The 26,198-nt window shown below is 70.1% G+C and carries 21 protein-coding genes; 9 read left to right on the forward strand and 12 right to left on the reverse strand.

Annotation, left to right across the window (positions count from 1 at the left end; translation table 11 throughout):
• The first annotated feature begins 5 nt into the window (after nt 1-5).
• From MRB58_RS11945 to MRB58_RS11965, 5 genes are all read left to right on the forward strand, one after another.
• Complete coding sequence (locus MRB58_RS11945) at nt 6-1,691, forward strand: ATP-binding cassette domain-containing protein (protein WP_244777209.1); 1,686 nt, start codon at nt 6-8, stop codon at nt 1,689-1,691.
• Nucleotides 1,688-3,952, forward strand: a complete 2,265-nt coding sequence (locus MRB58_RS11950; RefSeq protein WP_244777211.1) for a peptidase domain-containing ABC transporter — start codon at nt 1,688-1,690, stop codon at nt 3,950-3,952. Before MRB58_RS11945 ends, MRB58_RS11950 begins: the two co-directional genes overlap by 4 nt.
• On the forward strand, nt 3,949-5,304 hold the full coding sequence (locus MRB58_RS11955; protein WP_244777213.1) for an HlyD family type I secretion periplasmic adaptor subunit: 1,356 nt from the start codon (nt 3,949-3,951) through the stop codon (nt 5,302-5,304). The genes MRB58_RS11950 and MRB58_RS11955 overlap by 4 nt, the downstream gene beginning before the upstream one ends.
• 1 nt (nt 5,305) lies before the next feature.
• On the forward strand, nt 5,306-6,259 hold the full coding sequence (locus tag MRB58_RS11960) for a response regulator (RefSeq protein ID WP_244777215.1): 954 nt from the start codon (nt 5,306-5,308) through the stop codon (nt 6,257-6,259).
• 68 nt (nt 6,260-6,327) lie between these two features.
• A complete protein-coding gene (locus tag MRB58_RS11965) occupies nt 6,328-9,804 on the forward strand; it encodes a hybrid sensor histidine kinase/response regulator (RefSeq protein WP_244777217.1) in 3,477 nt (1,158 codons plus the stop codon).
• A gap of 197 nt (nt 9,805-10,001) precedes the next feature.
• Here MRB58_RS11965 and MRB58_RS11970 read toward each other — a convergent pair whose 3' ends face one another.
• From MRB58_RS11970 to MRB58_RS11990, 5 genes are all read right to left on the reverse strand, one after another.
• Nucleotides 10,002-10,295 (reverse strand): hypothetical protein, encoded by a 294-nt coding sequence (locus tag MRB58_RS11970; RefSeq protein ID WP_244777219.1) that lies wholly within the window; start codon nt 10,293-10,295, stop codon nt 10,002-10,004.
• A gap of 218 nt (nt 10,296-10,513) precedes the next feature.
• Nucleotides 10,514-11,791, reverse strand: coding sequence for a TRAP transporter large permease (locus MRB58_RS11975; RefSeq protein WP_244777221.1), 1,278 nt, complete (start codon nt 11,789-11,791; stop codon nt 10,514-10,516).
• Between the two features lie 10 nt (nt 11,792-11,801).
• The gene (locus tag MRB58_RS11980; protein ID WP_244777223.1) at nt 11,802-12,320 is read right to left on the reverse strand and encodes a TRAP transporter small permease; all 519 of its coding nucleotides are present in this window, start codon (nt 12,318-12,320) and stop codon (nt 11,802-11,804) included.
• Nucleotides 12,317-13,291: a DctP family TRAP transporter solute-binding subunit gene (locus MRB58_RS11985; RefSeq protein WP_244777225.1), complete on the reverse strand. Its 975-nt coding sequence runs from the start codon at nt 13,289-13,291 to the stop codon at nt 12,317-12,319. Before MRB58_RS11985 ends, MRB58_RS11980 begins: the two co-directional genes overlap by 4 nt.
• Nucleotides 13,292-13,310: 19 nt before the next feature.
• The gene (locus tag MRB58_RS11990; RefSeq protein WP_244777227.1) at nt 13,311-14,462 is read right to left on the reverse strand and encodes a mandelate racemase/muconate lactonizing enzyme family protein; all 1,152 of its coding nucleotides are present in this window, start codon (nt 14,460-14,462) and stop codon (nt 13,311-13,313) included.
• Nucleotides 14,463-14,553: 91 nt separating this feature from the next.
• Here MRB58_RS11990 and MRB58_RS11995 point away from each other — a divergent pair, with 91 nt between their 5' ends.
• Nucleotides 14,554-15,465: a LysR family transcriptional regulator gene (locus MRB58_RS11995; RefSeq protein ID WP_244777228.1), complete on the forward strand. Its 912-nt coding sequence runs from the start codon at nt 14,554-14,556 to the stop codon at nt 15,463-15,465.
• Here the strand turns inward: MRB58_RS11995 and MRB58_RS12000 are convergent.
• Nucleotides 15,438-16,397: a LysR substrate-binding domain-containing protein gene (locus tag MRB58_RS12000; protein ID WP_371747293.1), complete on the reverse strand. Its 960-nt coding sequence runs from the start codon at nt 16,395-16,397 to the stop codon at nt 15,438-15,440. The genes MRB58_RS11995 and MRB58_RS12000 overlap by 28 nt on opposite strands.
• A gap of 125 nt (nt 16,398-16,522) precedes the next feature.
• On the opposite strand from MRB58_RS12000, the gene tkt reads away from it, so the two are divergent.
• The 3 genes from tkt to MRB58_RS12015 all read left to right on the forward strand — a co-directional run bounded on the left by tkt (nt 16,523) and on the right by MRB58_RS12015 (nt 20,505).
• A complete protein-coding gene (tkt, locus tag MRB58_RS12005; RefSeq protein WP_244781971.1) occupies nt 16,523-18,484 on the forward strand; it encodes a transketolase in 1,962 nt (653 codons plus the stop codon).
• Complete coding sequence (locus MRB58_RS12010; protein ID WP_244777232.1) at nt 18,481-19,458, forward strand: D-2-hydroxyacid dehydrogenase; 978 nt, start codon at nt 18,481-18,483, stop codon at nt 19,456-19,458. The genes tkt and MRB58_RS12010 overlap by 4 nt, the downstream gene beginning before the upstream one ends.
• 72 nt (nt 19,459-19,530) lie before the next feature.
• Nucleotides 19,531-20,505 (forward strand): LysR family transcriptional regulator, encoded by a 975-nt coding sequence (locus MRB58_RS12015; RefSeq protein ID WP_244777234.1) that lies wholly within the window; start codon nt 19,531-19,533, stop codon nt 20,503-20,505.
• Between the two features lie 7 nt (nt 20,506-20,512).
• Here the strand turns inward: MRB58_RS12015 and MRB58_RS12020 are convergent, their stop codons facing one another.
• The 6 genes from MRB58_RS12020 to MRB58_RS12045 are packed head-to-tail and all read right to left on the reverse strand — an operon-like array spanning nt 20,513 to nt 26,073.
• Nucleotides 20,513-21,769, reverse strand: coding sequence for a TRAP transporter large permease (locus tag MRB58_RS12020; protein ID WP_244777235.1), 1,257 nt, complete (start codon nt 21,767-21,769; stop codon nt 20,513-20,515).
• A gap of 6 nt (nt 21,770-21,775) precedes the next feature.
• A complete protein-coding gene (locus MRB58_RS12025) occupies nt 21,776-22,342 on the reverse strand; it encodes a TRAP transporter small permease (protein ID WP_244777237.1) in 567 nt (188 codons plus the stop codon).
• Complete coding sequence (locus tag MRB58_RS12030) at nt 22,342-23,316, reverse strand: TRAP transporter substrate-binding protein (protein ID WP_244777239.1); 975 nt, start codon at nt 23,314-23,316, stop codon at nt 22,342-22,344. The genes MRB58_RS12025 and MRB58_RS12030 overlap by 1 nt, the downstream gene beginning before the upstream one ends.
• 59 nt (nt 23,317-23,375) lie before the next feature.
• A complete protein-coding gene (locus MRB58_RS12035; RefSeq protein WP_244777241.1) occupies nt 23,376-24,128 on the reverse strand; it encodes an SDR family NAD(P)-dependent oxidoreductase in 753 nt (250 codons plus the stop codon).
• Between the two features lie 50 nt (nt 24,129-24,178).
• Complete coding sequence (locus MRB58_RS12040; RefSeq protein WP_371747173.1) at nt 24,179-25,222, reverse strand: transketolase family protein; 1,044 nt, start codon at nt 25,220-25,222, stop codon at nt 24,179-24,181.
• A complete protein-coding gene (locus MRB58_RS12045; RefSeq protein ID WP_244777243.1) occupies nt 25,219-26,073 on the reverse strand; it encodes a transketolase in 855 nt (284 codons plus the stop codon). Before MRB58_RS12045 ends, MRB58_RS12040 begins: the two co-directional genes overlap by 4 nt.
• Nucleotides 26,074-26,198 lie beyond the last annotated feature (125 nt).

Below are 26,198 nucleotides of genomic sequence, written 5' to 3' on the forward strand. Positions count from 1 at the left end.
TATGCATGTCGACCTTTGCGACCCCGAATTCGAGCGCCATCAGCAGGATCGAGCCGGCCATCCAGCTCGCCGTCCTGACGATGGCGCTCAACCTCATGGGCCTCGCCCTGCCGATCGCCGTGGCGCAGATCTTCGACCGGATCATCCCCAATCCGGGCACGTCGACCCTGTCGCTGATCGCGGTCGGCATCGTCGCGATCGGTGCCATGGACGCGCTGCTGCGCTACGCCCGGGCGGCGATCCTGGCGCGCGCGGGGGCCAACTTCGCCGGCGCGATGACGCACAGGGTGCTCGCCCAGGTGCTCCTGGCGCGGCCCGGCGCGGCCGGCACCTCGCCCTCGCAGAGCCTCGAATACCTGTCCGCGATCGGGCAACTTAAAGAAAAGTACAATGGACAGGTGCTCGTCAGCCTCGTCGAGCTCCTGTTCCTGCCGATGATGGTGGCGGTGATCTTCTGGATCTCCACCACGGCCGGTGTCCTGGTGACGCTGGCGCTCGTCGTCTTCGCGCTGCGCACCTGGCAGGACGCGGTGCGCATGCGCGGCATCGGCGACCGCATCAAGACCGAGAGCGAGGTCCGCTACAACTTCCTGTTCAACATGCTGGGCGCGATGCAGGCGATCAAGTCGCTCGGCATCGAGGACATCATCCTGCGCCGTTACGAGGCACTGCACGGGACCCTCGCACGCGGCAACTACAGGCTGGCGCTGGTGACCGGGCGCCTGCTCAACAGCGGCTCGGTCGCCAGCCAGATGATGGTGGCGGGGGTCCTCGCCTTCGGGGCGCTGGGGGTCAGCCGGGGCACCATGACGATGGGCAGCGTCTCCGCTCTCGTCATCATCGCCAGCCGCATCATGGTGCCGGTGCAGCGGGCGGTCTTCGTCTTCGTGCAGATGAAGAACATCGGCGCCGCGCGCAAGAAGATCGAGGGCGTGCTCGCCCGGCCGCTGATCGCCGCGCCCGACGAGACGATCGACATCAAGAACGAGGGGCGGCTCACGCTCGACGATGTCGCCTTCGAGCGTGAAGGGAAGCCCCTCTTCGCCGGCGCGTCGCTCTCCATCGTGCCGGGCGAGGTGGTCGCGCTGTCGGGGCGCTCGGCCGCCGCCAGCACCGCGTTGTTGAAGCTCGTCGCCGGCATCGAGGTGCCGAGCGAGGGCGAGGTGCGGCTCAACGGCGTGCCGCCGACGCGCTATCCCCAATGGCGCCTCAACCGCGCGGTCGGCTACGTGCCCTCGTACGGGACGATGTTCCGCGGCACCATCCGCGACAACCTCACCCGGTTCGGCGAGGTCGACGACGACGCCGTCATGGCGGTCGCGGCGATCATGGAAATCGACCACCTCATCAAAGAGTTGCCGCAGGGGCTCGACACCGAAGTGCTCGGCGGCGCGACGGAGACGATCCCGCCCGGCCTCGTCCAGCAGCTGACGCTGCTGCGTGCCCTGGCGACGCGCCCGCGCCTCATCCTGCTCGACAATGTCGACCGTGGGCTCGACCAGGCGGGCTACGCCAAGCTCCACCGCTTCGTGGGCGCGGTGCACGGGCAGGCGTCGTTCATCATCGTATCGGACGACGCCAACCTGCTCAGCTACGCCAACAAGCGCTTCACACTGGAAGGCGAGGGCCTGCGCCCGACGATGGGATTCGAGCAGACCGAGCGCGTCGCCTACCGGGACTTCAAGCTGTGAGCGCGCTGGCCGTCGGGGTCGAGGCCGTCGCCGGGCGGCCGCCGGCGATCGCGCCGCCCGCTGCCGCGCCGCCGCCCCCGTCCCCGGCGCCGGACGACGTGGCGAGCGCCACTCCGCTGTCCGACCTGCAACGCTTCGAGCTGGCGCTGGACCGTCTCGTCGCCATGCTCGGCGCCAGCCGTGGCGAGGCGCGGCGCTCGGGACCGTTGCGCCTCCTGTGTGCCATGTGCCTCCTGACCGAGACGGACTTCCATGTCCGCCATCTCGCGGCCGCGCTCCCGGCCGAAGCGCGCGCATTGGACGCCGGCGACGTCGTCACTGCGATGGCGAACCTCGGGTTCCATGCGACGCGGGCCCGCGGGCGCGGCGCGCATCTGCGGGCGGCGCGGCTGCCGGTCCTCTTCATCCCGCGGCGCGGCGCACCCATGGTGCTGTTCGCCTGCCCGGACACCGGTGCCCCGCGGATCCTGGGGGACGAGGGGCCGAGCGTGCCGGTCGGGCGTCTGGCCCGCGGCGAAAGCTGGTCGTTCGCCCGCAACGAGGAGCACCAGCTCGACAAGGTGCAGCGCACGCACACCGGCGACACCTGGTTTCGCGCCATGCTGGCGCTGTTCCCGCGGGCCGGCATCGCGCTCTTGATGTGCTCGTTCGCCGCCGCGGGCGCCGCGATCCTGCTGCCGCTCTTCACCATCCAGACCTACGCCCAGGTCATCAGCCTCGGCTCGGCCGAGCCGCTGCCGGCCTTCGTCGTCGGCATGTTGCTTGTGGTGGGGGTGGAGGCCATGCTGCTCACCCGCCGCAAGCGCATCCTCGCCTTCCTCGCCAATCGCATCGAGTATCTGATCGGCACGCTCTCGTTCGAGCGCATCCTCAAGATCCGCGCCTCGATCGCCGAGCGCGCCGCAGTGACCGACCAGGCGGCGCGGCTGCGCACGGTGGAGAACGTGCGCGACTTCGTCACCGGACCGGGTTTCGTGTCGATACTGGAGGCGCCGACGGCGCTGGCCTCGGTCGCGGTCATGGGATTGCTCGCCGGCTGGGTCGCGGTGGTGCCGGTGTTGGCGATCGCGGCGCACCTCGTCGTCTTCATCCAGATGCGTCGGCGCGCGCGGGTCATGACCAGCATCGCCGCCGACGAGTCGACCGAGATGCAGCGCATCACCATCGAGACGTTCGAGAAGCGGGACGCCATCCGCGAGGCCGGGCTGCAACACCTTTGGTCCGAGCGCATGGTCGATTCGGTGCGCCGCCAGCAGCGCGCCCAGGTGCGCCTCCGGATGACCGGTACGGCGGCCGAGGCGCTCTCCACCTTCGTGCTGATGACCGGCGGGATCATGGTTCTCGTCGCCGGGGCGCACGCGGTCTGGGCCGGGGCCATCGGACCGGGCGGGCTCCTGGCGATCACCATCCTCGGCCTGCGCGCGCTGACGCCCTTCCACACGCTGTGCCTGTCGATCGGGCGGTTCGAGCAGCTGCGCAACTCCGTCCAGCAGATCAACCAGCTGATGGACATGGTGCCCGAGCGCGACCCCGACCGCGATTATGTGGAGCTGAAGTCGCTGCGCGGCGCGGTGAGCTTCCTCAACGCCGGCTTCCGGGCAAGTGACACGCGGCCCGTCTTCGTCGGCCTCGACATCGAGATCGAGCCGGGCGACATCGTGGCGATCACCGGAGCCAACGGGTCGGGCAAGTCCACCGTGCTGAAGCTGGTGATGGGTCTCGGCGACCTCTCGATCGGCGCGATCCGCATCGACGGGATCGACATGCGCCAGCTCGCGCTCGACGAGCTGCGCCGGCGCATCGCCTACGTGCCGCAGCAACCGCGCCTCTTTCCGGGGACCCTGCGCGAGAACCTCCAGTTCGCGCGGCCGATGGCGACGGCCGAGAAGATGAAACGGGCGCTGCGCCAGACGGGGCTGCTGGAGGCGATCGCGCAGCTTCCCGGCGGACTCGACCAAGCCATCGGCCCCGAGGACATCGCCGGGCTGACGCCCGAGTTCGTGTTCAAGTTCGCGCTGGCGCAGGCGGTCCTGACCGAGCCGAGCCTGCTGCTGATCGACGAGATCCCCAACGCCCTGCTCGACGGGGCCGTCGGCCGCATCCTGAAGCGGCTCGTCGGCGAGAGCGGCAAGCGTACGACCGTGATCTTCGTGTCGCACCGGACCGACTACCTGGCGCTGGCCGAGCGTGTCGTCGCGCTGCGCTACGGCAAGGTTCCCGTGGTCTCGACGCCGGCCACCCTGCTCGCGAGGTTCGAATGAAGCTCGTCCCCATCATCGGAGGCGCCCCCGAGCGGCGCGAACCCGAGCCGCCACGGCGGATCGACCCGCTGCGCCGGTTGACGATGCCCGTGCTCGTCGAGGAGGCGACCAGCGGGGCCTTCCTGCGGCGCACGGCGCTGACGATCGCCGCCGCCTTCATCGCGCTCATCGTCTGGTCGGCGCTGGCGACGGTCCACGAGGTGTCCCGTGCGCAAGGCATGGTGGTGCCGGCCGGTTTCGAGCGCATCATCCAGCACTACGAAGGCGGGATCGTCGCCGAGATCCTGGTCGAGGCCGGTCAGTCGGTCTACCAGGGCCAGCCGCTGTTCGTGCTCGACGATGCGGCCACCGCGGAGGATCTCGCCGTCGCCTCCCGCCAGAGGGACTCCATTGCCGCCGAGATCGAGAGCCTGATGGCCCTCGCCGAGGACCGCGAGCCGGACTTCAGCCGCTTCGACTCGCGCGTCGCCGCCAGCATGCGCGTCGCCCACACGTCGCAGCGCGACGCGTTGGACAAGGAGCACACGCTGATCGCCAGCCGCATCGAGCAGGCCCGCTCGATGCTGAAGAGCGTCGAGGCCCAGCTCGACGGTTACGAGGACGACCGCCGGTTCGCCGAGGAGAATTTCGCCCGCATCGATGCGCTGGTGAAGAAGGGCTTCTCCACGCGCGCTCTCCTCGCCGAGCGGCGCAAGGCGATCAGCGACGTGGAGAACGCCACCGCCGTCGCCGTCGAGAAGAAGCAGGCCGCGCGCGAGAAGCTGAACGAGGCGACCGGCAACCTCGCCGCCTTCCTCGCCCGCACCCGCGCCGACCGCGCCACGCGGATCCAGGAGTTGCAGACGACGCTGTCACGCATGAGCGGCGACCTCAGCAAGCAGAAGCGCCGGCGCGACCGCCTCACCGTCAGTTCGCCGGTGCACGGCCTGGTGAAGTCTCTCGAGGTCACGACCATCGGCGGCGTGGTCAAGAGCGGGCAGCCGCTGGCGACGATCGTCCCGGTCGGCGAGGAGCTGACCGCCGAAACGCGCATCCCCGTCAGCGAGATCGGCTACGTGGCGATCGGCCTCTCCGCCCACGTGAAGGTCTCGGCATTCGATTTCACCCGCTTCGGCTGGATCGAGGGGCGGGTGTCCGACATCTCGCCCTCCTCCTTCGTCCAGGACGGGCAGGAGCCCTACTACAAGGTCCGCATCGCGCTCGACACCAACCATCTGCCGCAGGTGCCGACGGCGCGCATCGCCCCCGGCATGCAGGTCGATGCCGACATCATCACCGGCGACAAGACCGTCCTGGCCTACATCCTCAGCCCGATCTCGCGGGCCATGAAAACCGCCTTCGCGGAGAGGTGAGATGACCGCAGTGACGCACGCGTCCCCGTCACGCGCCGCCCGCGCCAGCGACCGCGCCACGGTGCTCCTCGTCGACGACGACCGCAGCGCCCTCCTGATGATGGAGGGACAGCTCGAGAATCTGGGCTACCAGGTGGTCACCGCGAGCAACGGCGGCGAAGCCTTCGCCCTGCTGCGCGAGAACCCCGCGGTCGCCGACATCGTGGTCACCGACCGGATGATGCCCGTGCTCGACGGCCTCGGCCTCACCCGCCGCCTCAAGCGCGAGCAGGCGACCAAGCACATTCCCATCGTCATCCTCACCGGCGCGCGCGACCCGGCAGACGTCAGCGCCGGCATCGAGGCGGGGGCGTTCTACTACCTCACCAAGCCCTCGTCGGCCGAGCTGATCGCCTCGGTCATCGGCTCGGCGATGGAGGAGGTGCGGCGGCAGAAGAAGCTGCGCGCGGACCTGCGGGGCCATCAGTCCGCCTTTCGCAACATGGAGGTAGTGCGCTTCCGCCTCACCGGGCCGGCGGAGGTGGACTCGGTGGTGAGCATGCTCGCCAGCATGCAGGACGCGCCCGACCGCACCATCCAGGGCATCTACGAGCTGCTGCAGAACGCCATCGAGCACGGCGTGCTGCGCTTCGGCTTGGAGGCCAAGTCGCGGCTCCTGGCCGAAGGGCGGTGGCCGGAGGCGGTCGCCGAGCGGGCCCGTGACCCCGCCTACGCCGGCGGCTGGGCCCTGGCGACGGCCATGCGCCGGGACGACGGCGTCTACCTCAACGTCAAGGACAACGGGCCGGGGTTCAACTGGCGGCCCTACCTCGCGACCGACCCCAGCCGCTCCGGCGCGGCCTGCGGCCGCGGTATCGCCCGCGCCGCCAACTTCGCATTCGACAAGCTCTACTACGACAAATCAGGAAACCAGGCTGTCGCTTTCGTGGCCAGCGCGCCGCGTGTGCAATGGTAGAGGTTCATGGGATGAATATCAGGAAACTAGGCTTCCGGAAATCGCTGCCGGTCATTACGCTTATTTCGATGTCCGTTTTGCTGGCGGCAATCCTCGGAAAATATACGCTCGATCTGGTCGAGACGACTCACGAGCGGTTCCGCGGTCAGACCCGCGGCTACGAGCGCGCCATGCGCCAGCAGATCGACACCGGGATGGTTCGCCTCAAGGATGCCGCCGCGTTCGTCCTCGCGGGACGGGCCGACCAGGTCCACGACAAGCTGCGCCGCGCCAGCCGCCAATCCTCCAGCCTGACGCACCTCGGCTACTTCACGGTCGACGACCACATCGTGCGCTCCTTCATCGGCGACGGCGATCTCTTCGTCGACCTACGCGAGGGGGGCGAGTCGCTGACGCTCCTCGAGAACCGGCTGATGCAGCACATGGGTCTCGCCGTGTCGGTCAGCCCGACGCAATGGCGCGACGTGATGCCGACGCTGCCGGAGAACCAGATCGTCCTGATGCAGGCGATGCCGATCAAGGACGGTGGGCATCTGGTGGTCTTCGTCGCCCTCGACATCGCCCGCATGGCGCGCGAGGCGGCGACGGGCCTCAGCCATCTCGACCTCGTCAGCGTCCACCTGGAGCCCGACGACGCCGCCGTCACGCTCGAGTTCGATCCCGAGCCGTCGTTCCTGTTCAAGCTGATGGGGGCCGAAGAGGCGGTCACCCACGTCAAGGTGACGCGCAACCTCGACGCGCAGATCATCCTGCGCGAGCACTTCGACGACTTGACGTCGCTGCTCTTCATGCTCGGCGGGTTGACGGCGGTGTTCGTCGCGGGGGGCGTGATGGTCGCCGCCTTCAACGGCATGCAGCGTCGCGACTCGCGGGAGCTGACGGCGGCGCTGACGAAGGCGGAGACGGCCAACGAGGCGAAGTCGGTCTTCCTCGCCAACATGAGCCACGAGATCCGCACCCCTCTGAACGGCGTGCTCGGCATGGCCGAGCTGTTGATGCGCACCGACATGACGCGGGACCAGCGCCGCTATGCCGAGCAGATCGTCGCCTCCGGCAATACGCTGCTGGCGCTGCTGAACGACGTGCTGGACCTGTCCAAGCTGGAGAGCGGGCAGCTCGCCGTCGACCCGATCCGCACCGGCCTCCCCGAACTCGTCACCGACATCGTGCGCTTCTACAACGGCTCGGCGCAGCACAAGGGCCTGCCGCTCCTGATGGACCTCGACCCGCGCCTGCCGGAGTTCGTCGAGGCGGACCCGATCCGTATCCGGCAAATTCTCGGCAACCTCATCTCCAACGCGCTGAAGTTCACCAAGTCCGGCGAGGTCGTCGTGTCAGTGACGCTCGGCAAGCTCGACCCCGAGGCGAACCGCTGCGTGATCGAGTTCGCGGTCTCCGACACCGGCATCGGCATCGCCGAGGAGTCGATCGCCAAGCTGTTCTCTCGGTTCACGCAGGCCGAGGACAGCACCACGCGGCTTTACGGCGGCACCGGTCTCGGCCTCAGCATCTCCAAGCAGATCTGCGAGCTGATGGGCGGCTCGATCGGTGTCACCAGCGAGCTCGGCAAAGGCTCGGTGTTTACCTTCGCGCTGCCGCTGACGGCCCTCGAGGGCCCGCGTATCCCGGACGGCAGCGGCCTGCGCGTGGCGATTCTGTCCTCGTCGGAGACGCTGATGCGCATCGTCGAAGTCGGCCTCGAGACCTACGGGACGGAGTGCCTGGCCTACGATGCGCGGCGCTCGGCGCTCGATCAGCTCGCCAAGGAGCACGCGCAGGCGCCGGTCGACGTCATCCTGTTCGACGAGGGCCGCAGCATCGAGCACACGATGGCGCTGCGGGCGCGGCTGCGGACCAACCCGCGGCTGACCGAGATTCCGCTGGTCATCCTGGCGGCGCAGGAGGCGTGCGCGTCCTACCCGGTGTTCGACGGGGTGCTGGTCAAGCCGTTCGACTGCCGCGTCCTGCTGGCGATGATCCACCGTCTGGCCGGAGGCGAGAGTGCGGAGGAGGCGGTCGTCACCAGCGAAGCCATGGTCGACAGCGCGTTGGCCAACGGACCGCGCTACAAGGGCCTCCAGGCGCTCCTGGTGGACGACAACACCGTGAACCTGATGTTCGGGTCGGAGGTCCTGGAGGATCTGGGCTTCGAGGTCTCGGAGGCCAACAACGGCCTGCGCGCGATCGACGTCGCCAAGAAGGGCGACTTCGACATCATCTTCATGGACTGCCAGATGCCGGTGATGGACGGCTACACGGCGACCGGGAAGATCCGCGCGTTGATGGAGGAAGGCGGGATCCGGCGCGTGCCGATCGTCGCCGTCACCGCCAACGCGCTCAAAGGGGACCGGGAGAGGTGCCTCGACGCCGGAATGGACCTCTTCCTGACGAAGCCGCTGAAGGTCGCCGAGCTGAAGGCGACGCTGTCCGGCCTGTCGCTGCGTCGCCGGCCGGCGAAGGCGGCGGCACAACACTCCCCCGAAGCCGCCCCCGCGCCCCAGAGGAAGGCCGCCCCCATGAGTGATCCGACGAGACGCGACACCGCACCCCAACCGGCGCCGGCCGTCGCGCCCCAGACGCGCCCGGTCGTGGCCGAGGTGCAGCCCGCTGCGGCCCAGCCGGTGGTGCAGGCGCGGACGGTCGCCCAAGCCGCCCCCGTCGCCCAAGCCGCCCCCGTCGCCCAGGCCGCGCCCGTCGCCCAGGCCGCGCCCGTCGCCCAAGCGGCGATCCAGGCGGTGGCCCAAGGGGCGCCCGCCGCCGCACCGCAACGCGCGGCCGCGCCGCAGCCGGTCGCCGCCGCGCAGCCTGCACCGAGCGCCGCGCCGCCCGCCAGGCAGGCCCATCCGGCAAACCGGGCGCACGCGGAGGCCAAGGCCGCCGCGCAGGCCAAGGCCGCCGCCCAAGCCGAGGCGCAAGCTGAGGCCAAGGCGCAGGCGGAGGCCGCTGCCGTGGCCAAGGCGGCCGAGCAGGCGGCCGCCGCCGCAAAGGCGCAGGAAGCCGCCCAGGCGAAGGCGATGGCGCAAGCCAAGGCCGCCGCACAAGCCAAGGCGGCCGCCCAGGCGAACGCCGCGGCCGCCCAGGCGAAGACCGCCGCCCTCCAGCCGCAACGCGCAGCCACGCCGGAGAGCCCGCCCGCGCCGCAACCGGCCCCCGCGCCGGCCCCCGCCGCGAAGGGCAAGGTCCCGCTGGTGGACGTCGCCGCCTTCAAGGCCACCCGCCAGTCGATGAAAAAATTCGACACGTTGCTCGAGTTCTATCGAACCGACACCGCCGAGTACCTCAAGACGATCCGCGAGGCGCTGGCGATGGGCAACATCGAGGACGCGGTGATGCCGGCCCACACCATCAAGAGTTCGAGCCGCATCGTCGGCGCGACGGGCCTCGGGACGCTGGCGGAGAGCTTCGAGGCGCGGGCGCGCTCCGGCGATGCCGCCAACCTCCAGGACCTCAACAAGTTGCGCGTCCACATGGACCGCATCTTCGACCTGACCCTGCAGGCGATCGAAAAGCTGACCGCCGCCGACCGCACCTCCGACGCCGCCTGAGGCCCGGAGGCGCGACGCGGCCGGCCGGTGACGAACGGACCGGCCGCCAGCCGCGATCAACCGAAGAAGCCGAAGAACAGCGACATCAGGTCGTCGATCGGCGAACTCTCGGGCGCGACTTCGGTGGTCGCGGTCGCGTCGACCGTGTCGGCGACGTCGGCGATCACGGTCGCCTCGGTCGCCGCGGTGGCATCGACCTACGACAGGTCCACGTCGGCGCTCGCCTCCACCGCCACCCCGTCGCCGGTGACGTTGACCCCCACCGCCGCGTCGACGGCGCCCAGCGCGGAGACGTCGGCGTAGAGATCGAAGCCGCTGCCGAAGGCGGTGGCCACCTCGGCGCTGCCGGCGGTCGAGGGAACCGTCGCCGTCTGGCGCGTCGCGGAGAGGCTCAGGAGCGAGCTGGTGTCGCTGCGAGCCAAGACGTTGCCTTGCCGGGTGATGGCAAGCGCGGCGTTGAGGGACAGTAGGTCTTGCGTGGCTCCGATCATGCAGGCTCTCCTCGTTGATGCGGTGTGCCGACGATGGCGTTACACAAACAATAGGAAGCCTGCCGTTTTTGTTCGATTATCTTAGGGATCGCGGATGTCAAATCAGTATAGGTTCGTGTTCTTCGGGGCGAAGTCTGAAATAAACACCCGGCGATAGGAGCCTGTTCTTCAAGAGGGCGGGCGGCCACGGGGACCGCCCGACCCTGTCGGCTCGCGTGTCAGCGCCCGATCAGCGCCAGCGGTGCCGAGGTGATCCACGGCACGTAGGTCACCAGCATCAGGCAAGCGAGGATCACCGCCACCAGCGGCAGCAGGTGGCGGATCATCCGCTCCAAGCCGATGTTGGCCACCGCGCAGGCGGCGAAGAGGTTCACCCCGAACGGCGGCGTGATCATGCCGAGCGCCAGGTTGGTGATCATGATGAGACCGAAGTGCACCGGGTCGATCCCGAAGGCCACCGCCACCGGCGCCAGGATCGGCGCGATGACGACGATGGACGCCGCCGTCTCCACGAACATCCCCACCAGGAACAGGAAGGCGTTGACGGCCAGCAGGAATGTGATCGGCCCGTCGAACGTCTCCGCGATGAAGGTGCCGATCATCGCCGGGATCCCCGCGCGGGTGATCACGAACGAGAACAGCCCCGCCATCGAGATGATGAACATCACGATCGCCGACGACAGCGTCGACCCGCGGATGACCTGGAGCAGGCCGAGGACCGACAGCTCGCGGTACACCAGCATCGAGACGACGAGCGCGTAGACCACCGCCACCACCGACGCTTCGGTCGGCGTGAAGATGCCGCCGTAGATGCCGCCCAGGATGACGACGGGCATCAGGAGCGCCAGCAGCGCGCGGCGCAGGCTCCGCCCGAACGGCTTCGCCGGAACGTCCTCCGCCTTGCCGTGCCCGGTGATGCGCGTCCACACCAGGACGTAGGCCGTCAGCGCCACCGCGATGAGCGCGCCGGGGCCGAGACCCGCCACGAAGAGGTCGCCCACCGGCGCCTGCGCCGAGACGCCGTAGAGGATCATCGGGATCGACGGCGGGATGAGGACGCCGAGCTCAGCCGAGGTCGCCTGCAACGACGCGGCGAAGCCGATCGGGTAGTTCTGCCGCGTCATCGCCGGGATCAGGATCGCGCCGATCGCGAACGTCGTCGCCACCGAGGAGCCGGAGACGGCCGCGAAGATCATGCACACCATGATGCACGAGATCGGCAGCCCGCCGCGCACGTCCCGCAGCAGGCTGTCGACGAGGTCGACCAGGCGCGAGGAGATGCCGCCGGCGGCCATGATGTTGCCGGCGAGGATGAAGAACGGAATCGCCGCCAGCGGGAACTTGTCCAGCGCGATGAACGCCTGCTGCGGCACCACGATGAGCGGCAGGTTGGTGAAGAAGGCCGTGCCGATGACGCCGGCGAGCCCGATGGCGACCGCCACCGGCACCGCGAGCAGCATCAGGCCGACCATGGCGATGATCATTGTCGCGAGCATGACGGGCCCTTCAGCTCGATGCGTCCGGCGCCGACGGGTCCGGCGGCGGGTCGATCACATGGCCGATCAGGGCCAGGATCGAGAGCGCCGCCCCGGTGGGGAGCGCCGCGTAGACATAGGAGGCCGGCACGCCGAGCCCCGCGATGGTCTGGAACCGGACGCGCCAGACGATGGCGATGCCCTGCCACAGGATCACCCACAAGAGCACCAGGATCGCCCCCGCCCCGGCGAGGCGAAGCGTCGTGTGCGCCGCCCCCTGCGTCGCCTTCTTCAAGACGTCGACCGAGATGAGGGTGCCGGTGCGCATCGCGCCGCACAGCGCCAGGTAGGTCATCCAGATCAGCGCGCTCTGCACGAACGGCTCCGACCAGGAGGCCGGGCGGAACAGCACGAACCGCGCCAGCACCTGGTAGAAGCCGACGCCGACCGCGGCGACGAGGCACACCGCGCCGAGCGCCACCGCCGTCCACGTCACGGCGCGCTCGATGGTGAGCGCGCCGCGACGGATATGCGCCAGGGCGCTGCTCATTCGGCGCTGCGGATCTCGGCGATGCGGTCGGCGCCGAACTCCTCGGCGAACGCGTCGAACACCGGGCCGAGGCTCTCCTGGAAGGAGTCCTTGTCGACGTCGGCGATCACCGTCATCCCCTGCTCACGCAGCGTGTCGAGGCCGCTGGCGATCGCCTTCTCCACCTCGGCGCGGTTGCGCTCCATCGCGTGCACGGCCGCCTCCTCGACGATCGCCTTGTCCTCGCCCGAGAGCTGGTCCCACACCATCGGCGAGATCAGCACCACCAGCGGGGTGAAGGCGTGGTCGGTGAGGCTGACATACTTCTGCACCTCGCCGAAGCGGTTGTTGACGATGGCGCCGATCGGGTTCTCCTGTCCGTCGACCACGCCCTGCTGCAACGCGGTGTAGACCTCCGGGATCGCCATCGGCGTCGGCAGCACGCCCAGCGCGTCCCACACCTTGATGTGCATCTCGTTCTGCTGCGTGCGGATCTTGAGGCCCTTCACGTCCTCGACCGTCTTCACCGGCTTGACCGAGTTGGTCAGCTCGCGGAAGCCCATGCCGCCGAACGCGAGGCCGACGAGACCCTTGCCGGGCATCTCCTCGAGGATCGCCTCGCCGGTCGGCCCCTCCAGCACCGCCTCGGCGTGGTCGAAGTCGCGGAACAGGAAGGGGATGTCGAAGATCTTCAGCTCGGGCACGAAGTTGGCGACGATGGACGTCGACGAGACGGTCATGTCCACGGTGCCGAGCTGCAGACCCTCGATGACCTCGCGGTCGCCGCCCAGCGCGCCGCCGCCCTGCAGGCGGATCTCGATGCGTCCGTCGGTCTTCTCCTTCACCTCGTCGGCGAGCTGGCCCATGGCGATGGCCTCGGGCGCCTGCGGGCCGCCGACGAAGCCGAGGTTGAGTGTCATGTCCTGCGCCAGCGCGGCGGACGCGGGGAGCGCCACGGCGAGGGCGGCGGTGAAGAGCGTGCGTACGATCATCTCGAGTCTCCTTCCCTAATTATTGTTCGACGACCCAATGCCCCGTCACGTACGGAGCGATCTGGTCGGGCGTGATGTCGACCCCGAGGCCGGGACCGTCCGGGACCGGGATGGTCCCGTCGGCGTCCGGCCTGGGGTCGATGACGGCGGCACGCAGCGGGTTGTGGCTGGTGTCGAATTCGAAGAGCGGCAGCCCGCGCGCACCCGGCGCCGGGGCGAGGACCGCCGCGACCTGCAGACCGGCGAGGAAGTTCACCCCCGCGCCCCACACGTGGGGAATGACGGTCGCGCCGAAGGCCTCGCCGAGGCCGGCGACGCGCATCGTCTCGGTGATGCCGCCGGTGAGCGCGATATCGGGTTGCAGGATGGCGAGCGCGCGCGTCGCCACCGCCTCGCGGAAGGCGCCGACGCCGCAGAAGGATTCGCCGCCCGCCAGCGGCACCGGCAGCCGCGCGGCGATCTCGCGGTAGGCGGGGAGGTCGTCGTGCGGCACCGGCTCCTCGATCCAGCGGATGCCGACGTCGGCGACCCGCTCGGCGAGCGCCAGCGTGTCGTGGACGGTGGAGCCCTCGTTGAGGTCGAACATCAGGTCGGCGTCCGGGCCGAGGACGCGCCGCGCGGTGCGGATGGCCGCCTCGTCGGCGTCGAGCCCGGCGCCGACGCGCAGCTTCACGGCGCGGAAGCCGTCCCGCGCGAACCCCGTCACCGCGGCCTCGAGGCCGGCGAACCGGTCGGCCCCGGCGGGCATCAGCGGGCCGCTGGCGTAGGCGGCGAGCCGGTCGCGCAGCGCCCCGCCGAGGAGCGCCGCGATCGGGAGCCCCGCGGCCCGGCCGAACGCGTCCCAGAGAGCGATGTCGATGGCGCTGAGGGCCATGTGCGCCTGGCCGCGGCGGTCCGGCACGACGCGCCGCAGCATCGCCGCCTGCACCGTGCGCGGGCGGGTCGCCGAGGCGCCGAGCACCACCGGCGCCAGCACCGAGCGGATGAACGCGCCCGCCGCGTCCGGAAACGCCCAGGTCTCGCCCCAGCCGGTCAGCCCGCCGGCCGTCGTGATGCGCACGAGGAGGCTCTGGCGCTCCCGAAACGTCCGCAATGCGTTGCCGGCCTCCTGCGGCATAGCGCAGGCCAGTGCGAACCCCTCGATCCGCACGATCCGTTCGGCCTCTCCCACGTCGCCCCCTATCGTTTCTCGGGGCAGATTTATTTCATTGTGTTTTTTGGATCTAATGAGAATATCTGCGGCTAACCCATGAGAAACTACAATGAGTCGCATCACCATCGCCCAGCTCGAAGCCTTCCACTGGACGGCGACACTCGGCACGGTGGAGCGCGCGGCCAAGCGGCTGAACCTCGCCCAGCCGACCGTCTCGCTGCGTCTCAAGGGCCTCGAAGAGGCGATCGGCAAGCCGCTGTTCGACCGTTCCGGCCGCAGCGTGCGCCTGACCCCCGTGGGGCGCGAGCTGATGCCCGAGGCGCACGGCGTCCTCCTCAGCATCGAGCGGATCGCCCAGCACGGCGAGGTCGGCGACGTCGCCGGTCCCATCCGTATCGGCGTCGCGGAGGGGTTCGCGATGGTGTGCCTGTCGCAGATCCTGGAGCGGTTGCAGACCAACTATCCGCGCCTCCAGCCCGAGCTGATCGTCGCCACGTCGATGACGCTGGAGACGGAGCTGCACAAGACCAACCTCGACCTCGGCATCCTCGTCAGCCCCACCGCCGCGCCCGGCTTCACGCTGGTCCCCTTCGGCGCGCAGGCGACGGGGTGGATCGCCGGCTCCGGCTGGGACCTCCCACAGATCGTGCGCCCGGCCGACCTCGCCGACCGCCCGGTCATCGCCAACCCGCCCAACACGGCGAGCTACCGGCAGACCATCGCCTGGTTCGGCGCGGCCGAGCTGACGCCCTCACGCCTCGTCATCTGCTCCAGCGTCGCCATGCAGGCCCACATCATCGACACCGGCGCCGCCGCCGGCATCTACCCCGTCAAGATGGCCGAGAGCGCGGCGGAGGCGGGACGCGTGCGCATCCTGGCGACCGACCCGCCGATCCAGGACGTGCCGGTGTGCGCCAAGTACGCCGAGGGTCAGCCCAACCCCGCCGTCGGCGCCGTGCTCGAGAGTGTGCGCGAGGTGCTGCGCACCATGAACTACATGCGCCCGCTGCCGAGCGACTGAGCCGCTTCGCCGGCCGCACCGAATTCCGGCGCGTCGCCACGCGTGACGTCGCCCGCCACCACCCCGAGCGCGCCGAGGAGCCAGGTGGCGAAAGTCCGCGTCGCGCGCCCCATCGGCACTGCCCGCGGCACCACCAGCGAGTGGCCGACGTAGCGAATGTCACGCCCGTTGCCCGCCAAAGGCGCCACCAGGCGGCCGGTGCCGATCGCCTCCTCGGCGAGGCGGGTCGATTCCAGCGCGACGCCCATGCCGCGCTCGGCCGCCGACAGGGCGATGAAGCTGCGGTCGAAGCGCAGGTGCCGGCTGCCGGACTGGGTCAGGCCGTTGGCCCGCAGCCAGTCGTCCCAGCGCACCTGCTTCTGCTCGCTCTGGATCAGCGGAAACGCCAGGAGGTCCGCGGGCGCGGCGATCCGGGCGGCGAGGTCTGGCGCGCACACCGGCGTCACCGTCTCCTCCCCCAGCGGGACGGCCCGCACCCCCTCGGCACGGACGGGGCCGTAGACGATGTCGAGGTCGAAGTCGTCCGGGGCGAAGCGGGCATAGTCGGTGTCGGCGCTGAGGCGCACGTCGACCTTCGGGTTGGCCTCCAGGAAGGCGGAGAGCCGCGGCATCAGCCACAGGAGCGCGAAACTCGGGGCCGCGTGCAGGCGCAGCACCGTCGGCTCCAGCTGGCCGACGTCCTCGATCCCGCGGCGGATCTCGTCGAACGCATGGGCGAGGCGGTTGAAGAGGGCGATGCCCTCCATCGTCGCGTGCACCCCCCGACCCGAGCGACGAAAGAGCCGCACGCCGAGGAGACCCTCCAGCTCACGCACCGAGTGGCTGATCGCGCTCGCCGACAGGCCCAGCTCGTCCGCCGCGCTCTTGAAGCTCGAATGCCGTGCCGCCGCCTCGAAGCTGCGCAGCATGGACAGCGTGATCCCACCCTTCATGACGCCATGAAGCATGAGCTCAGCTCATCGATCAATGAGAGATCGCCTTTTGTGCCTCATCCGCCGCACCGCTACCTTTCCGCGCAAAGCACAGTGGGGGGAGACCGGTGGCAGACATCGGCCAGATGGCAAACGCGATCCGCTTTCTCGCGATCGACGCGATCCTGAACGCGGGCGAGGGGCACCAGGGCGTGCCGCTCGGCATGGCTGAAATCGCCGCCACGCTCTATGCGCGCCACATCGAGGTCGACCCCGCCGATCCGTCGTGGCCCGACCGCGACCGCGTCGTCCTCTCCAACGGCCACGGCTCGATGCTGCTCTACGCGCTCCTGCACCTCGCCGGCTACGCGCACGTCCCGACCGAGGCGATCCGCGACTTCCGCAAGCTCCACGCGGTGTGCGCGGGTCACCCCGAGATCGACCAGCCGGCCGGCATCGAGACGACGACCGGGCTCCTCGGCCAGGGGATCGCCTCGGCGGTCGGCATGGCGGTGGCCGAGGCGCGGCTGGCGGCCCGCTTCGGCACGGAGCTGGTGGACCATCGCACCTGGGCCTTCGTCGGCGACGGGTGCCTGCAGGAGGGTATCGGGCAGGAGGCGATCTCGCTCGCCGGGCACCTCCGGCTCGGCAAGCTCACCTTCCTGTGGGACGACAACCATATCACCGACGACGGCGACACCGCGCTCGCGATCAGCGAGGACGTGCCGGCCCGCTTCCGCGCCGCCCGCTGGCATGTGGTCGAGGTCGACGGGCACGACATCGAGGCGGTCTCCGCCGCGCTGGACGCGGCGACGGCCGACCCGCGCCCCTCGCTGATCGCCTGCCGCACGGTGATCGCCCGCGGCATCCCGCGGCTGGAGGGGCAGCGCGGCGGCCACAGCGCGCCGCTGACGGCACGCGACTCGGAGGAGGCGCGCGCCCGCCTCGCCTGGCCGCATCCGCCCTTCGCCGTGCCGCCGTGCGTTCGGGCCGACTGGCACGCCGCCATGGCCCGCGGGCGCGGTGCGCGAGCCGCCTGGGAGGCACGGCGCGACGCCCACCGCGCCGCCCGCCCGCAGGAGGCGGCGGAGTTCCGCCGCTGGACGGGCGGAACGCTGCCGGCGGCCTGGCCGGCGATCGGCGAGGCGCTGGTAACTTCGGCCCTCGACCTCGACGGGCCGACGCCGACGATCGCCGCCTCCGGCGCGGTGTGCGATGCGCTGGCGGACCCGCTGCCCGAGACGCTGGTCCTGTGCGCCGACCTCGAGGCGCCGACCAACCACAAGCGCCGCCGCGCCGCCTTCACCGCGAGCGACCGTGCCGGCGCCTACGTCCACTGCGGCGTGCGCGAGCACCTGATGGGCGCGATGGCCAACGGCATCGCCGCACACGGCGGTCTCAGGCCGATCAACGTCACCTACTTCGCCTTCGCCGATTACGAGCGGGCGGCGATGCGCATGGCGGCGCTGATGGGCCTGCCGGTGACGTACGTCTTCAGCCACGATTCCATCGGCGTCGGCAGCAACGGGCCGACGCACCAGCCGGTGGAGATCCTGGCGAGCTTCCGGGCGATGCCCAACATGCGCGTCTTCCGCCCGGCCGACGCGGTAGAGACCGCCGAGGCCTGGCAGCTCGCCCTCGAGCAAACCGCCGGCCCCAGCCTCCTCGCCCTGTCGCGGCAACCTGCCCTGCCGGTGCGCCGCGCCGCCGACGACCGTCCCACCGGCCGTGGCGCCTACGTGGTGCGCGAACCGGCCGGAACGCGCGCCGTCACCCTCCTCGCCAGCGGCACCGAGGTCGGCATCGCGGTCGAGGCGGCGGGGCTTCTGGCGGCAGAGGGGATCGGCGCGGCCGTCGTCTCCATGCCCTGCTGGGAGCTGTTCGAGGCGCAGGACGAGGCCTATCGCGCCGCCGTCCTCGGCGAGGCGCCGCGCGTCGGCGTCGAGGCGGCGGTGGAGTTCGGCTGGCAACGCTGGCTGCGGCCGGGCGACCGGTTCGTCGGCATGTCCGGCTTCGGCGCCTCGGCCCGGTCCGAGGTGCTCTACGAGCACTTCGGCATCACTCCTGCACGCATCGCCGAGACCGCACGCGCGCTGGTGGGCCAATGACACGCATCGTCTTCCTCGACCGGGCGACCATCGCCCCGCAGATCCGCCTCGGCCGCCCGGCCTTCCCGCACACCTGGATCGAGTACGACGGCACCGGGCCCGAGGAGACCGCCGCGCGCCTCGCCGGCGCGACCATCGCCATCACCAACAAGGTGCGGATCGACACGGCGGTCCTCGATGCGGCGCCCGACCTCGCCTGCGTCGTCGTCGCCGCGACGGGGACCGACTGCGTCGACACCGCCGCCTGCACCGCGCGGGGAATCCCCGTGTGCAACATCCGCGGCTACTCGACCGCGACGGTGCCCGAGCACGTCTTCACCCTGCTGCTGGGTCTGCGCCGCGGCCTCACCCTCTACGCACGCGAGGTGCGGGACGGGGCCTGGCAGCGGGCGGGGCAGTTCTGCTTCTTCGCCCAGCCGATCCGGGATCTGCGCGGCGCCACCATGGGCGTCATCGGCGCCGGCGGCATCGGCACCCGCGTCGGCGAGCTGGCGGCGGCGTTCGGCATGAACGTCCTCTACTCGGCCCGGCGCGACCAGACGCCCGCCGGCAACCGCGTCGGCTTCGAGGAATTCCTCGCCCGCGCCGACGTCATCTCGCTGCACTGCCCGTTGCGGCCGGACACGCGCCACCTCCTCGGCGCCGAGGCGTTCGCCGCGATGAAGCGCAGCCCCATCGTCATCAACACCGCCCGCGGCGCCCTCGTCGACCTCGAGGCGTTGGAGTCGGCGCTCGACAGCGGCCGGGTCGGCGGCGCGGGGATCGACGTCGCCAGTGTCGAGCCGCCGCCGGCGGACGATATTCTGATGCGCCTCGCTGAGCGGCCCAACGTCATCGTCACGCCCCACGTCGCCTGGGCCTCGGACGAGGCGCAGCAGGTGCTCGCCGACCAGCTCGTCGAGGTGCTGGAGGCCTACGCCCGCAACGCGCCGATCAACATGGTCGCCGCGCCGATGGTCGCCGCGCCGCAGTAGCGCCGCGCCCGACGCTCGCGATTTTCGTGGGGCTAACGTAGTCTTGTAGCCCGGCTACAGGATGGCGAGGCCATGCGCGACATCAACCTGAGGGCCATGCACTGCTTCGAGGCGGTCGCGCGGCTCGGCTCGGTGACCCTGGCGGCGGAGGAACTGGGCGTCTCGCCGTCCGCCGTCAGTCAGCAGGTGCGTACGCTCGAGACGCAGTTCGGCGTGCGCCTCTTCCGCCGCGAGAAGCGCCGCCTCTCCCTCACCCTCGACGGCGACCGCCTGTTCCAGACCACCACGCAGGCGTTCGGCGCCCTGCGCAACGCGCGCAACGCCATCTCGCGGCAGAAGCAGGTGCGCAGCCTCACCATCCGCGTCAGCCCCAGCTTCGGCGTGCGGTGGCTCGGCCCGCGCATCGCGGCCTTCTCCTCGGCCAACCCGGAGTGGAACATCCGCATCGACGCCACGCCCGATTTCACCGACTTCGACACCGAGGCGATCGACTTCGACCTGCGCTACGGCTTCGGCGACTGGGCCGGCCTCTCGGTCACGCGCATCATGAGCGACATGGTGCTGCCGATGTGCAGCCCGGAATACCTGGCGACCCTCCAGGCGATCTCGGACGACCCGCTGGAGCAGCTGCGCCACGCCCGCCTGATCGACAGCGTCAAGATGCTCTACCGGTGGGACGTGTGGCTGGCGATGAAGCGCATCGCGCTCGCCGACCTCAGCTACCCGTTCCGCTTCGACCGGTCGTCGATGTCGATCGAACTCGCCAAGCAGAACGGCGGCATCGCGCTCGACAGCGCCAATCTGTGCCTCTCCGAGCTGGAGCGGGGCGAACTGGTGCCGTTCAGCCCCGCGTTCCGGGTGATCCACTTCCCGGCCTACTTCCTCGTCTGCCCGCCGCGGCACCACACCCGCCGCATCGTCAAGCGCTTCACCGATTGGATCGACGCCGCCTGCGGCAGCCACGAGGCGGCGGTGCGCACGCTGCTCGCCGCCAAGGGCTGTACGTTCGCGCAGGCGGTCGGCCCGGACTTCCTGGACGCGGCCTGAGCCGCGGTCAGTAGATCGTCAGCATCGGCACGTACGAGATCAGCATCAGGACGAGGAGCGCGACGGCGTAGAACGGCAGCAGCGCCTTGACCGTCTGCCCGATGCCGACCCCCGCGATGGCGGCCGATATGAACAGCGTCGTGCCGACCGGCGGCGTGTAGAGCCCGATCGACAGGTTGACGACGATGATGAGGCCGAGCTGCACCGGGTCGAGCCCGATGGCGTTGCCGACCGAGACCAGGATCGGCGACAGGAGCAGCACCGCGGCCGGCATGTCGAGGAAGGCGCCGACCAACAGCAGCACGGCGTTGATCGCCAGGATCACCATCCACGGCTCGGAAAACGCACTCGTCACCCAGGCGGCGAGCTCCATCGGCACTCGCTCGGCGGTCAGGATCCACTGCACCGTGGACGAGGCCATGATGATGAGCATCACCGCCCCGGTCATCAGCCCGGTGTCGACCATCGCGCGCCACAGCGCGCGGAGGCTGAGGTCGCGGTAGACGAGGCCGGAGACGATCAGCGCGTAGGCGACCGCCATTACGCTCACCTCGGTGGGCGTCGCGATGCCGAAGCGCAGCGTGCCGATGACGAAGACGGGCATCAGGATCGCCGGGATCGCGGTCAGGATTTGGCGGCGGAAGGCGCGGAAACCGCCCGGCAGCGGCGCTCGCGGCAGGTTGCGCCAGTGCGCCACCACGCCGACCATGCAGAGCATGCCGCCGCCCAGGAGAACGCCCGGAAGCACGCCGGCGACGAAGAGGTCGACGATCGAGACGTTGGCGATCAGCCCGTAGAGGATCAGCGGGATCGACGGTGGGATCAGCACCGAGATCGTCGCCGAGGAGGCGTTGATCGCCGCCGCGAAGCCGCCGGGATAGCCCTCGCGCTTCTGCACCGGGATCAGCGCGTTGCCGAGCGCCAGCGCATCCGCCACCGCCGAGCCCGAGACGCCCCCGAACATCACCGAGCCGATGACGGAGACGTGCCCCAGCCCGCCCTTCATGTGCCCCACCAGGAGGCGCGCGATGTTGACGAGATATTCCCCGAACCGGCCGGACATCATGACGTTGCCGGCGAGGATGAAGAACGGGATCGCCAGCATCGGGAAGCTCTGCGTCGAGGTGTAGAGCCGCTGGGCCATCACGGCCATCGGCTTGCCCTCGATCCACAGCGCCCCGGCGACGCCCCCCAGCATCGCGAACGCGACCGGGACGGAGAGGGCGAGGAGGGCGAAGAAAAGAACCGTGAGGATCGGCGTCATTGAGGTTCAGCTCAGGCTCTGCGCCTCGGGGGCGAGCGGCGTCGCCGCGCCCGCGCCGAGGAGGCGGATGATGTCCATCACCATGATGACCGCGACGCCCGCGAAGGCGTAGACGAGGCTCGAATAGCCCCAAACCTGTGTGATCCCGAGGGTCGACAGGCGCTGGAACTGCGAGGCTTTGAGGATCGGCTGGCTGGTCCACACGACGCTGACCGAGATCGCCAGCACGATGACCGAGGTGACGACCAGGAGACCGCGCACCGCCCCCGGCGACAGCGCGTCCGGCAGCAGCGAGACGGTGATTTGCCGCGAGCGCGCGCTGGCGATGACGATGCCGGCCGCGACCAGCCACGGCAGCAGGACGGCATGGATTTCGTAGGCCCAGGCGATGCCGGAGCCGAACGCGTAGCGCAGCACCACATTGACGAGAAGCGCCAGGAACAACGTCGACAGCGTGGTGACGACGATGACGCGGCTGACGGCGTCGAGCGCGGCCGTCACCCACCCGGCGAGCATCGGGAGGGGGCCCAGCGGCCCCCGCCCGGTCGCGGCCTCGGAGCGGCCGCGCGCCATCAGTTGCCGGCCGCGGTGGCGCTGCGCAGCGCGTCGACCAGCTGCGGATACTGCTCGGCATACTTGTCGTAGACCGCCTTCGTCGCCTCGACGTAGGCGGCATGATCGGCCTCGGCGAAGGTCGCGCCTTCCGCCTCCATCTTCGGGCGCAGCGTCTCGTCGCCCTCCTGCGAGAGGCGGCGCTGGAGCTTGCCCGCCTCGGCCGTCGCGTCGAGGAGGCACTGCCGGTGCGCCTCGTCGAGGCCCGACCACCAGGCGAGGCCCGCCACGACCGGCGTCGATTCGTACTTATGGCCGGTCAGAGTGACGTACGGCGTGATGGTGTGCAGCTTGGCGGTGTAGATGTTGGTGAGCGGGTTCTCCTGTCCGTCGAACACGCCCGACTGCAGCGCCGAGGGAAGCTCCGACCAGGCGAGCGGGGCCGGGGACGCGCCGAGCGCCTCGAAGATGTCGATCGTCATCTGGTCGGGCGGGGTGCGGATCTTCATTCCCTTCAGGTCCGCCGGCTCGGCCACCGTCTTCTCGACGTGGGTGACGTTGCGGATGCCGTTGTCCCAGAAGCCGAGGATCTTGAGGCCCGAATTCTGCGCCCGCTCGTCCAGCATGGCGCCGACGTCGCCGTCGAGCACCGCCCAGGCGGCCGGCAGGTCCTGGAACAGGAAAGGCAGACCCAGGAGGCCGATCTCCGGCACGATCTGGCTCATCGCGCCCTGGCTGTTGGCGGTGACCTGGATGACGCCCGCCGTCGCCGAGGTCAGCATCTCGACGTCGTCGCCCATCGTCGCGGACGGGGCGACGTTGACGGTGTCGGCCCCGTCGGTGCAGGCGGCGTAGACCTCGGCCCACTTCTCGGCCGCGACATAGCGCGGGTTGCCGGGGTTGGAGCCGTGCGCGAAGATCACCTCGTCGGCCTGGGCGGCGCCCGCGACCAGCGCCGTCGTTGCGACGAGCGCGATTTTCATCATTGTTTTCATGTCGTCCTCCCTGTTGCTTTGTGTGCTGGGCCGCCGCAGCGGCCGGACTCGCCCGCGGCTCAGTGGATGAGCGAGCCGCCGTTCACGTCGACTTCCGTCCCGGTGCAGTACGAGGACAGGATCGATGCGAGGAACAGCGCGCATCCGGCGACGTCCGACGCTTCCCCGGCACGGCCCATCGGGATGCCGGCGACGATTTGGTCCTTCATCTCGGACGTCAACTTGCCGGCGGTGATGTCGGTCGCGATGAAGCCGGGGCAGATGGCGTTGACGCGGATGCCGTCCGGGGCCAGCTCGCGCGCCATCGCCTTGGTGAGGCCGAGGATGCCGGCCTTCGCGGCAGAGTAGTGCGGCCCGCCGAAGATGCCGCCGCCCCGCTGCGCCGAGACCGAGCTGAGATTGACGATCGCGCCGGCCTTGTGCGCCCGCATGCCGGGGATGACGGCCTGCGCCATGTAGAGTGTGCCGCGCAGGTTCACGTCGAGCACCGCCTCGTAGTTCTCCGGCTCGATCTCCATGATCTTGAGCGGCTGCGTGATGCCGGCATTGTTGACCAGGATGTCGATCCGGCCCCAGGCGCTCTCCACCTCGGCGACGGCGGTCTCGCAGGCGACCTTGTCGATCACGTTGCAGGCGAGGCCGAGGTGACCTGGACCGATTTCGGCCGCGGCGGCCTTCGCGGCCTCGGCGTCGAGGTCGAGGATCGCGACCGTGGCGCCCTGCTCGGCGAACAGCTTCGCGGTGGCCTTGCCCAGCCCTCGCGGCGAGGCCGCGCCGGTGACGACGGCCGTTTTCCCTTCCAGAAGGCCCATGGCCCTTCTACTCCCTGTGAAATTGCGATGCCTCGCGATGGCGGCCGGCGTCAGAGCCAGCCGCGGATCCGCTCGGCGATCTTGGCGACCGACAGGCCGTACATGTCGTGGAGGGTCGGCAGCGCGCCGGCCTCCAGGAACGCGTCCGGCAGGCCGATCATGCGGAACGTGGGCGCGACGCCCGAAGTGAGGAGTGTGGCCGCCACCGCCTCGCCGAGGCCGCCGACGACGGTATGGTTCTCCGCCGTGACCACCAGGCGCCCACCCTTGCCGGCCTCGGCGACGATGGCCGCGGTGTCGAGCGGCTTGACGGTCGGAACGTGCAGCACCGCGACGTCCACACCGTCGGCGGCGAGCGTCTCGGCGGCGTCGAGCGCGCGCATCGTCATGAAGCCGGTCGAGATCACGAGGACGTCGCCGCCCTCGCGGATCGTCTGCGCCTTGCCGAGCTGGAACTTGTAGTCCGGCTTGTGACGCGTCAGCACCTTCGGCACCTTGCCGCGCAGGAGCCGCGCGTAGACCGGCCCGTCGTGCGCGGCGACGGCGGGGACCATGCCGGCGATGTCGTCCGCGCAACAGGGGTCGACGATCGTCATGTTGGGCAGGCCGCGGAAGATCGCGAGGTCTTCGGTCGCCTGATGGCTCGGCCCGTAGCCGGTGGTGAGCCCCGGCAGCGCGCAGACGATCTTCACCGGCAGGTTCTCTTCGGCGATCGCCATCGCGATGAAGTCGTAGGCGCGGCGCGAGGCGAAGACGGCGTAGGTGGTCGCGAACGGAAGGAAGCCCTCGCGCGCCAAACCCGCGGCGGCCGACACCAGCACCTGCTCGGCCATCCCCATCTGGTAGAACCGGTCCGGCATCGCCTGGGCGAAGATGTGGAGGTCGGTGTACTTGGACAGGTCCGCCGACAGGCCGACGACCCGCTCGTCGCGCCGCGCCAGCTCCACCAGAGCGTGGCCGAAGGGGGCGGCGACGGTGTCGTAACCCTCGGCCGCCAGGGAGGCGATCATCGCCGAGGTGGTGAGCGTCTCGCCGTCCTTCGGCCGAGGCACCGTGCGCGGCTCGTACTTGCGCTTCATCGAGGCGAGCGTCATTGCGGCTTTCCTTCCTCGAGGACGGCCAGCGCCTTCTCCCACTCGTCCGCCTCGACGCGCACGAAATGGGTGATCTCGCGCGCCTCCAGGAAGTCGACGCCCTTGCACATCGTGGTGTCGAAGATGATGACGCGCGGGCCGGCGGCGGTGACGGCGCGGGCGGCGTCGAACGCGGCGACGACGGCCGCCATGTCGTTGCCGTCGACGCGCTGGGCGTGCCAGCCGAAGGCCTCCCATTTGCGCTCTTCGGGGACGCGCGCCAGCATCTGCGTGGACTTGCCGTCGGCCTGCTGATCGTTGAAGTCGACGAGGCAGACGAGATTGTCGAGGCCGTGCTGTACGGCCGACGCCGCGGCCTCCCAGGTGGAGCCCTCGCCCAGCTCCCCGTCGGACATGAGGTTGTAGACGAACGCCTCGCTCTTCTTGCGCTTCAGCCCCATCGCCATGCCCACCGCGATGCCGAGCCCATGGCCGAGCGAGCCGCCGGTGATCTCCATGCCGGGGGTGTAGGACGCCATGCCGGACATCGGCATGCGGCTGTCGTCCATCCCGTAGGTGGCGAGCTCGTCCTCGGGCAGGATGCCGGCCTCCATCAGGACGGCGTAGAGGGCGATGGCGTAGTGCCCGATCGACAGGAGGAAGCGGTCGCGGCCTTCCCACTCGGGATCTTCGGCGCGGTACTCGAGGGCGTGGAAATAGCTGGCGGCGAGCACGTCGGCGATGCCGAGTGCCTGGCCGATATAGCCCTGACCCTGCACCTCGCCCATCAGCAGCGCCTTGCGCCGGATGTTCCAGGCGCGCCGTTCGAGCGACATGTTCGGGATCGCGCCGAGGCGCTGGTCCGACCGCATCCATTCCTCCCGGTTCTTGTTCTTAACCGGGGTGCTAACACGGCGACGAGAGGATGACTTTTAACTAGTCCACAAGAGATATGAAGCTGCACTTCATTCACCGGCGCGAGTCGGCGACTTCGCGC

This window comes from Acuticoccus sp. I52.16.1 (genome assembly GCF_022865125.1).
Taxonomy (GTDB): domain Bacteria; phylum Pseudomonadota; class Alphaproteobacteria; order Rhizobiales; family Amorphaceae; genus Acuticoccus.

Coding starts and splice junctions, on each gene's coding strand:
- MRB58_RS11945 (WP_244777209.1), top strand. CDS start 6: ATGTCGACCTTTGCGACCCCGAATTCGAGCGCCATCAGCAGGATCGAG.
- MRB58_RS11955 (WP_244777213.1), top strand. CDS start 3,949: ATGAAGCTCGTCCCCATCATCGGAGGCGCCCCCGAGCGGCGCGAACCC.
- MRB58_RS11960 (WP_244777215.1), top strand. CDS start 5,306: ATGACCGCAGTGACGCACGCGTCCCCGTCACGCGCCGCCCGCGCCAGC.
- MRB58_RS11965 (WP_244777217.1), top strand. CDS start 6,328: ATGTCCGTTTTGCTGGCGGCAATCCTCGGAAAATATACGCTCGATCTG.
- MRB58_RS11970 (WP_244777219.1), bottom strand. CDS start 10,295: ATGATCGGAGCCACGCAAGACCTACTGTCCCTCAACGCCGCGCTTGCC.
- MRB58_RS11975 (WP_244777221.1), bottom strand. CDS start 11,791: ATGCTCGCGACAATGATCATCGCCATGGTCGGCCTGATGCTGCTCGCG.
- MRB58_RS11980 (WP_244777223.1), bottom strand. CDS start 12,320: ATGAGCAGCGCCCTGGCGCATATCCGTCGCGGCGCGCTCACCATCGAG.
- MRB58_RS11985 (WP_244777225.1), bottom strand. CDS start 13,291: ATGATCGTACGCACGCTCTTCACCGCCGCCCTCGCCGTGGCGCTCCCC.
- MRB58_RS11995 (WP_244777228.1), top strand. CDS start 14,554: ATGAGTCGCATCACCATCGCCCAGCTCGAAGCCTTCCACTGGACGGCG.
- MRB58_RS12000 (WP_371747293.1), bottom strand. CDS start 16,397: ATGAAGGGTGGGATCACGCTGTCCATGCTGCGCAGCTTCGAGGCGGCG.
- tkt (WP_244781971.1), top strand. CDS start 16,523: ATGGCAAACGCGATCCGCTTTCTCGCGATCGACGCGATCCTGAACGCG.
- MRB58_RS12010 (WP_244777232.1), top strand. CDS start 18,481: ATGACACGCATCGTCTTCCTCGACCGGGCGACCATCGCCCCGCAGATC.
- MRB58_RS12015 (WP_244777234.1), top strand. CDS start 19,531: ATGCGCGACATCAACCTGAGGGCCATGCACTGCTTCGAGGCGGTCGCG.
- MRB58_RS12020 (WP_244777235.1), bottom strand. CDS start 21,769: ATGACGCCGATCCTCACGGTTCTTTTCTTCGCCCTCCTCGCCCTCTCC.
- MRB58_RS12025 (WP_244777237.1), bottom strand. CDS start 22,342: ATGGCGCGCGGCCGCTCCGAGGCCGCGACCGGGCGGGGGCCGCTGGGC.
- MRB58_RS12030 (WP_244777239.1), bottom strand. CDS start 23,316: ATGAAAACAATGATGAAAATCGCGCTCGTCGCAACGACGGCGCTGGTC.
- MRB58_RS12035 (WP_244777241.1), bottom strand. CDS start 24,128: ATGGGCCTTCTGGAAGGGAAAACGGCCGTCGTCACCGGCGCGGCCTCG.
- MRB58_RS12040 (WP_371747173.1), bottom strand. CDS start 25,222: ATGACGCTCGCCTCGATGAAGCGCAAGTACGAGCCGCGCACGGTGCCT.
- MRB58_RS12045 (WP_244777243.1), bottom strand. CDS start 26,073: ATGCGGTCGGACCAGCGCCTCGGCGCGATCCCGAACATGTCGCTCGAA.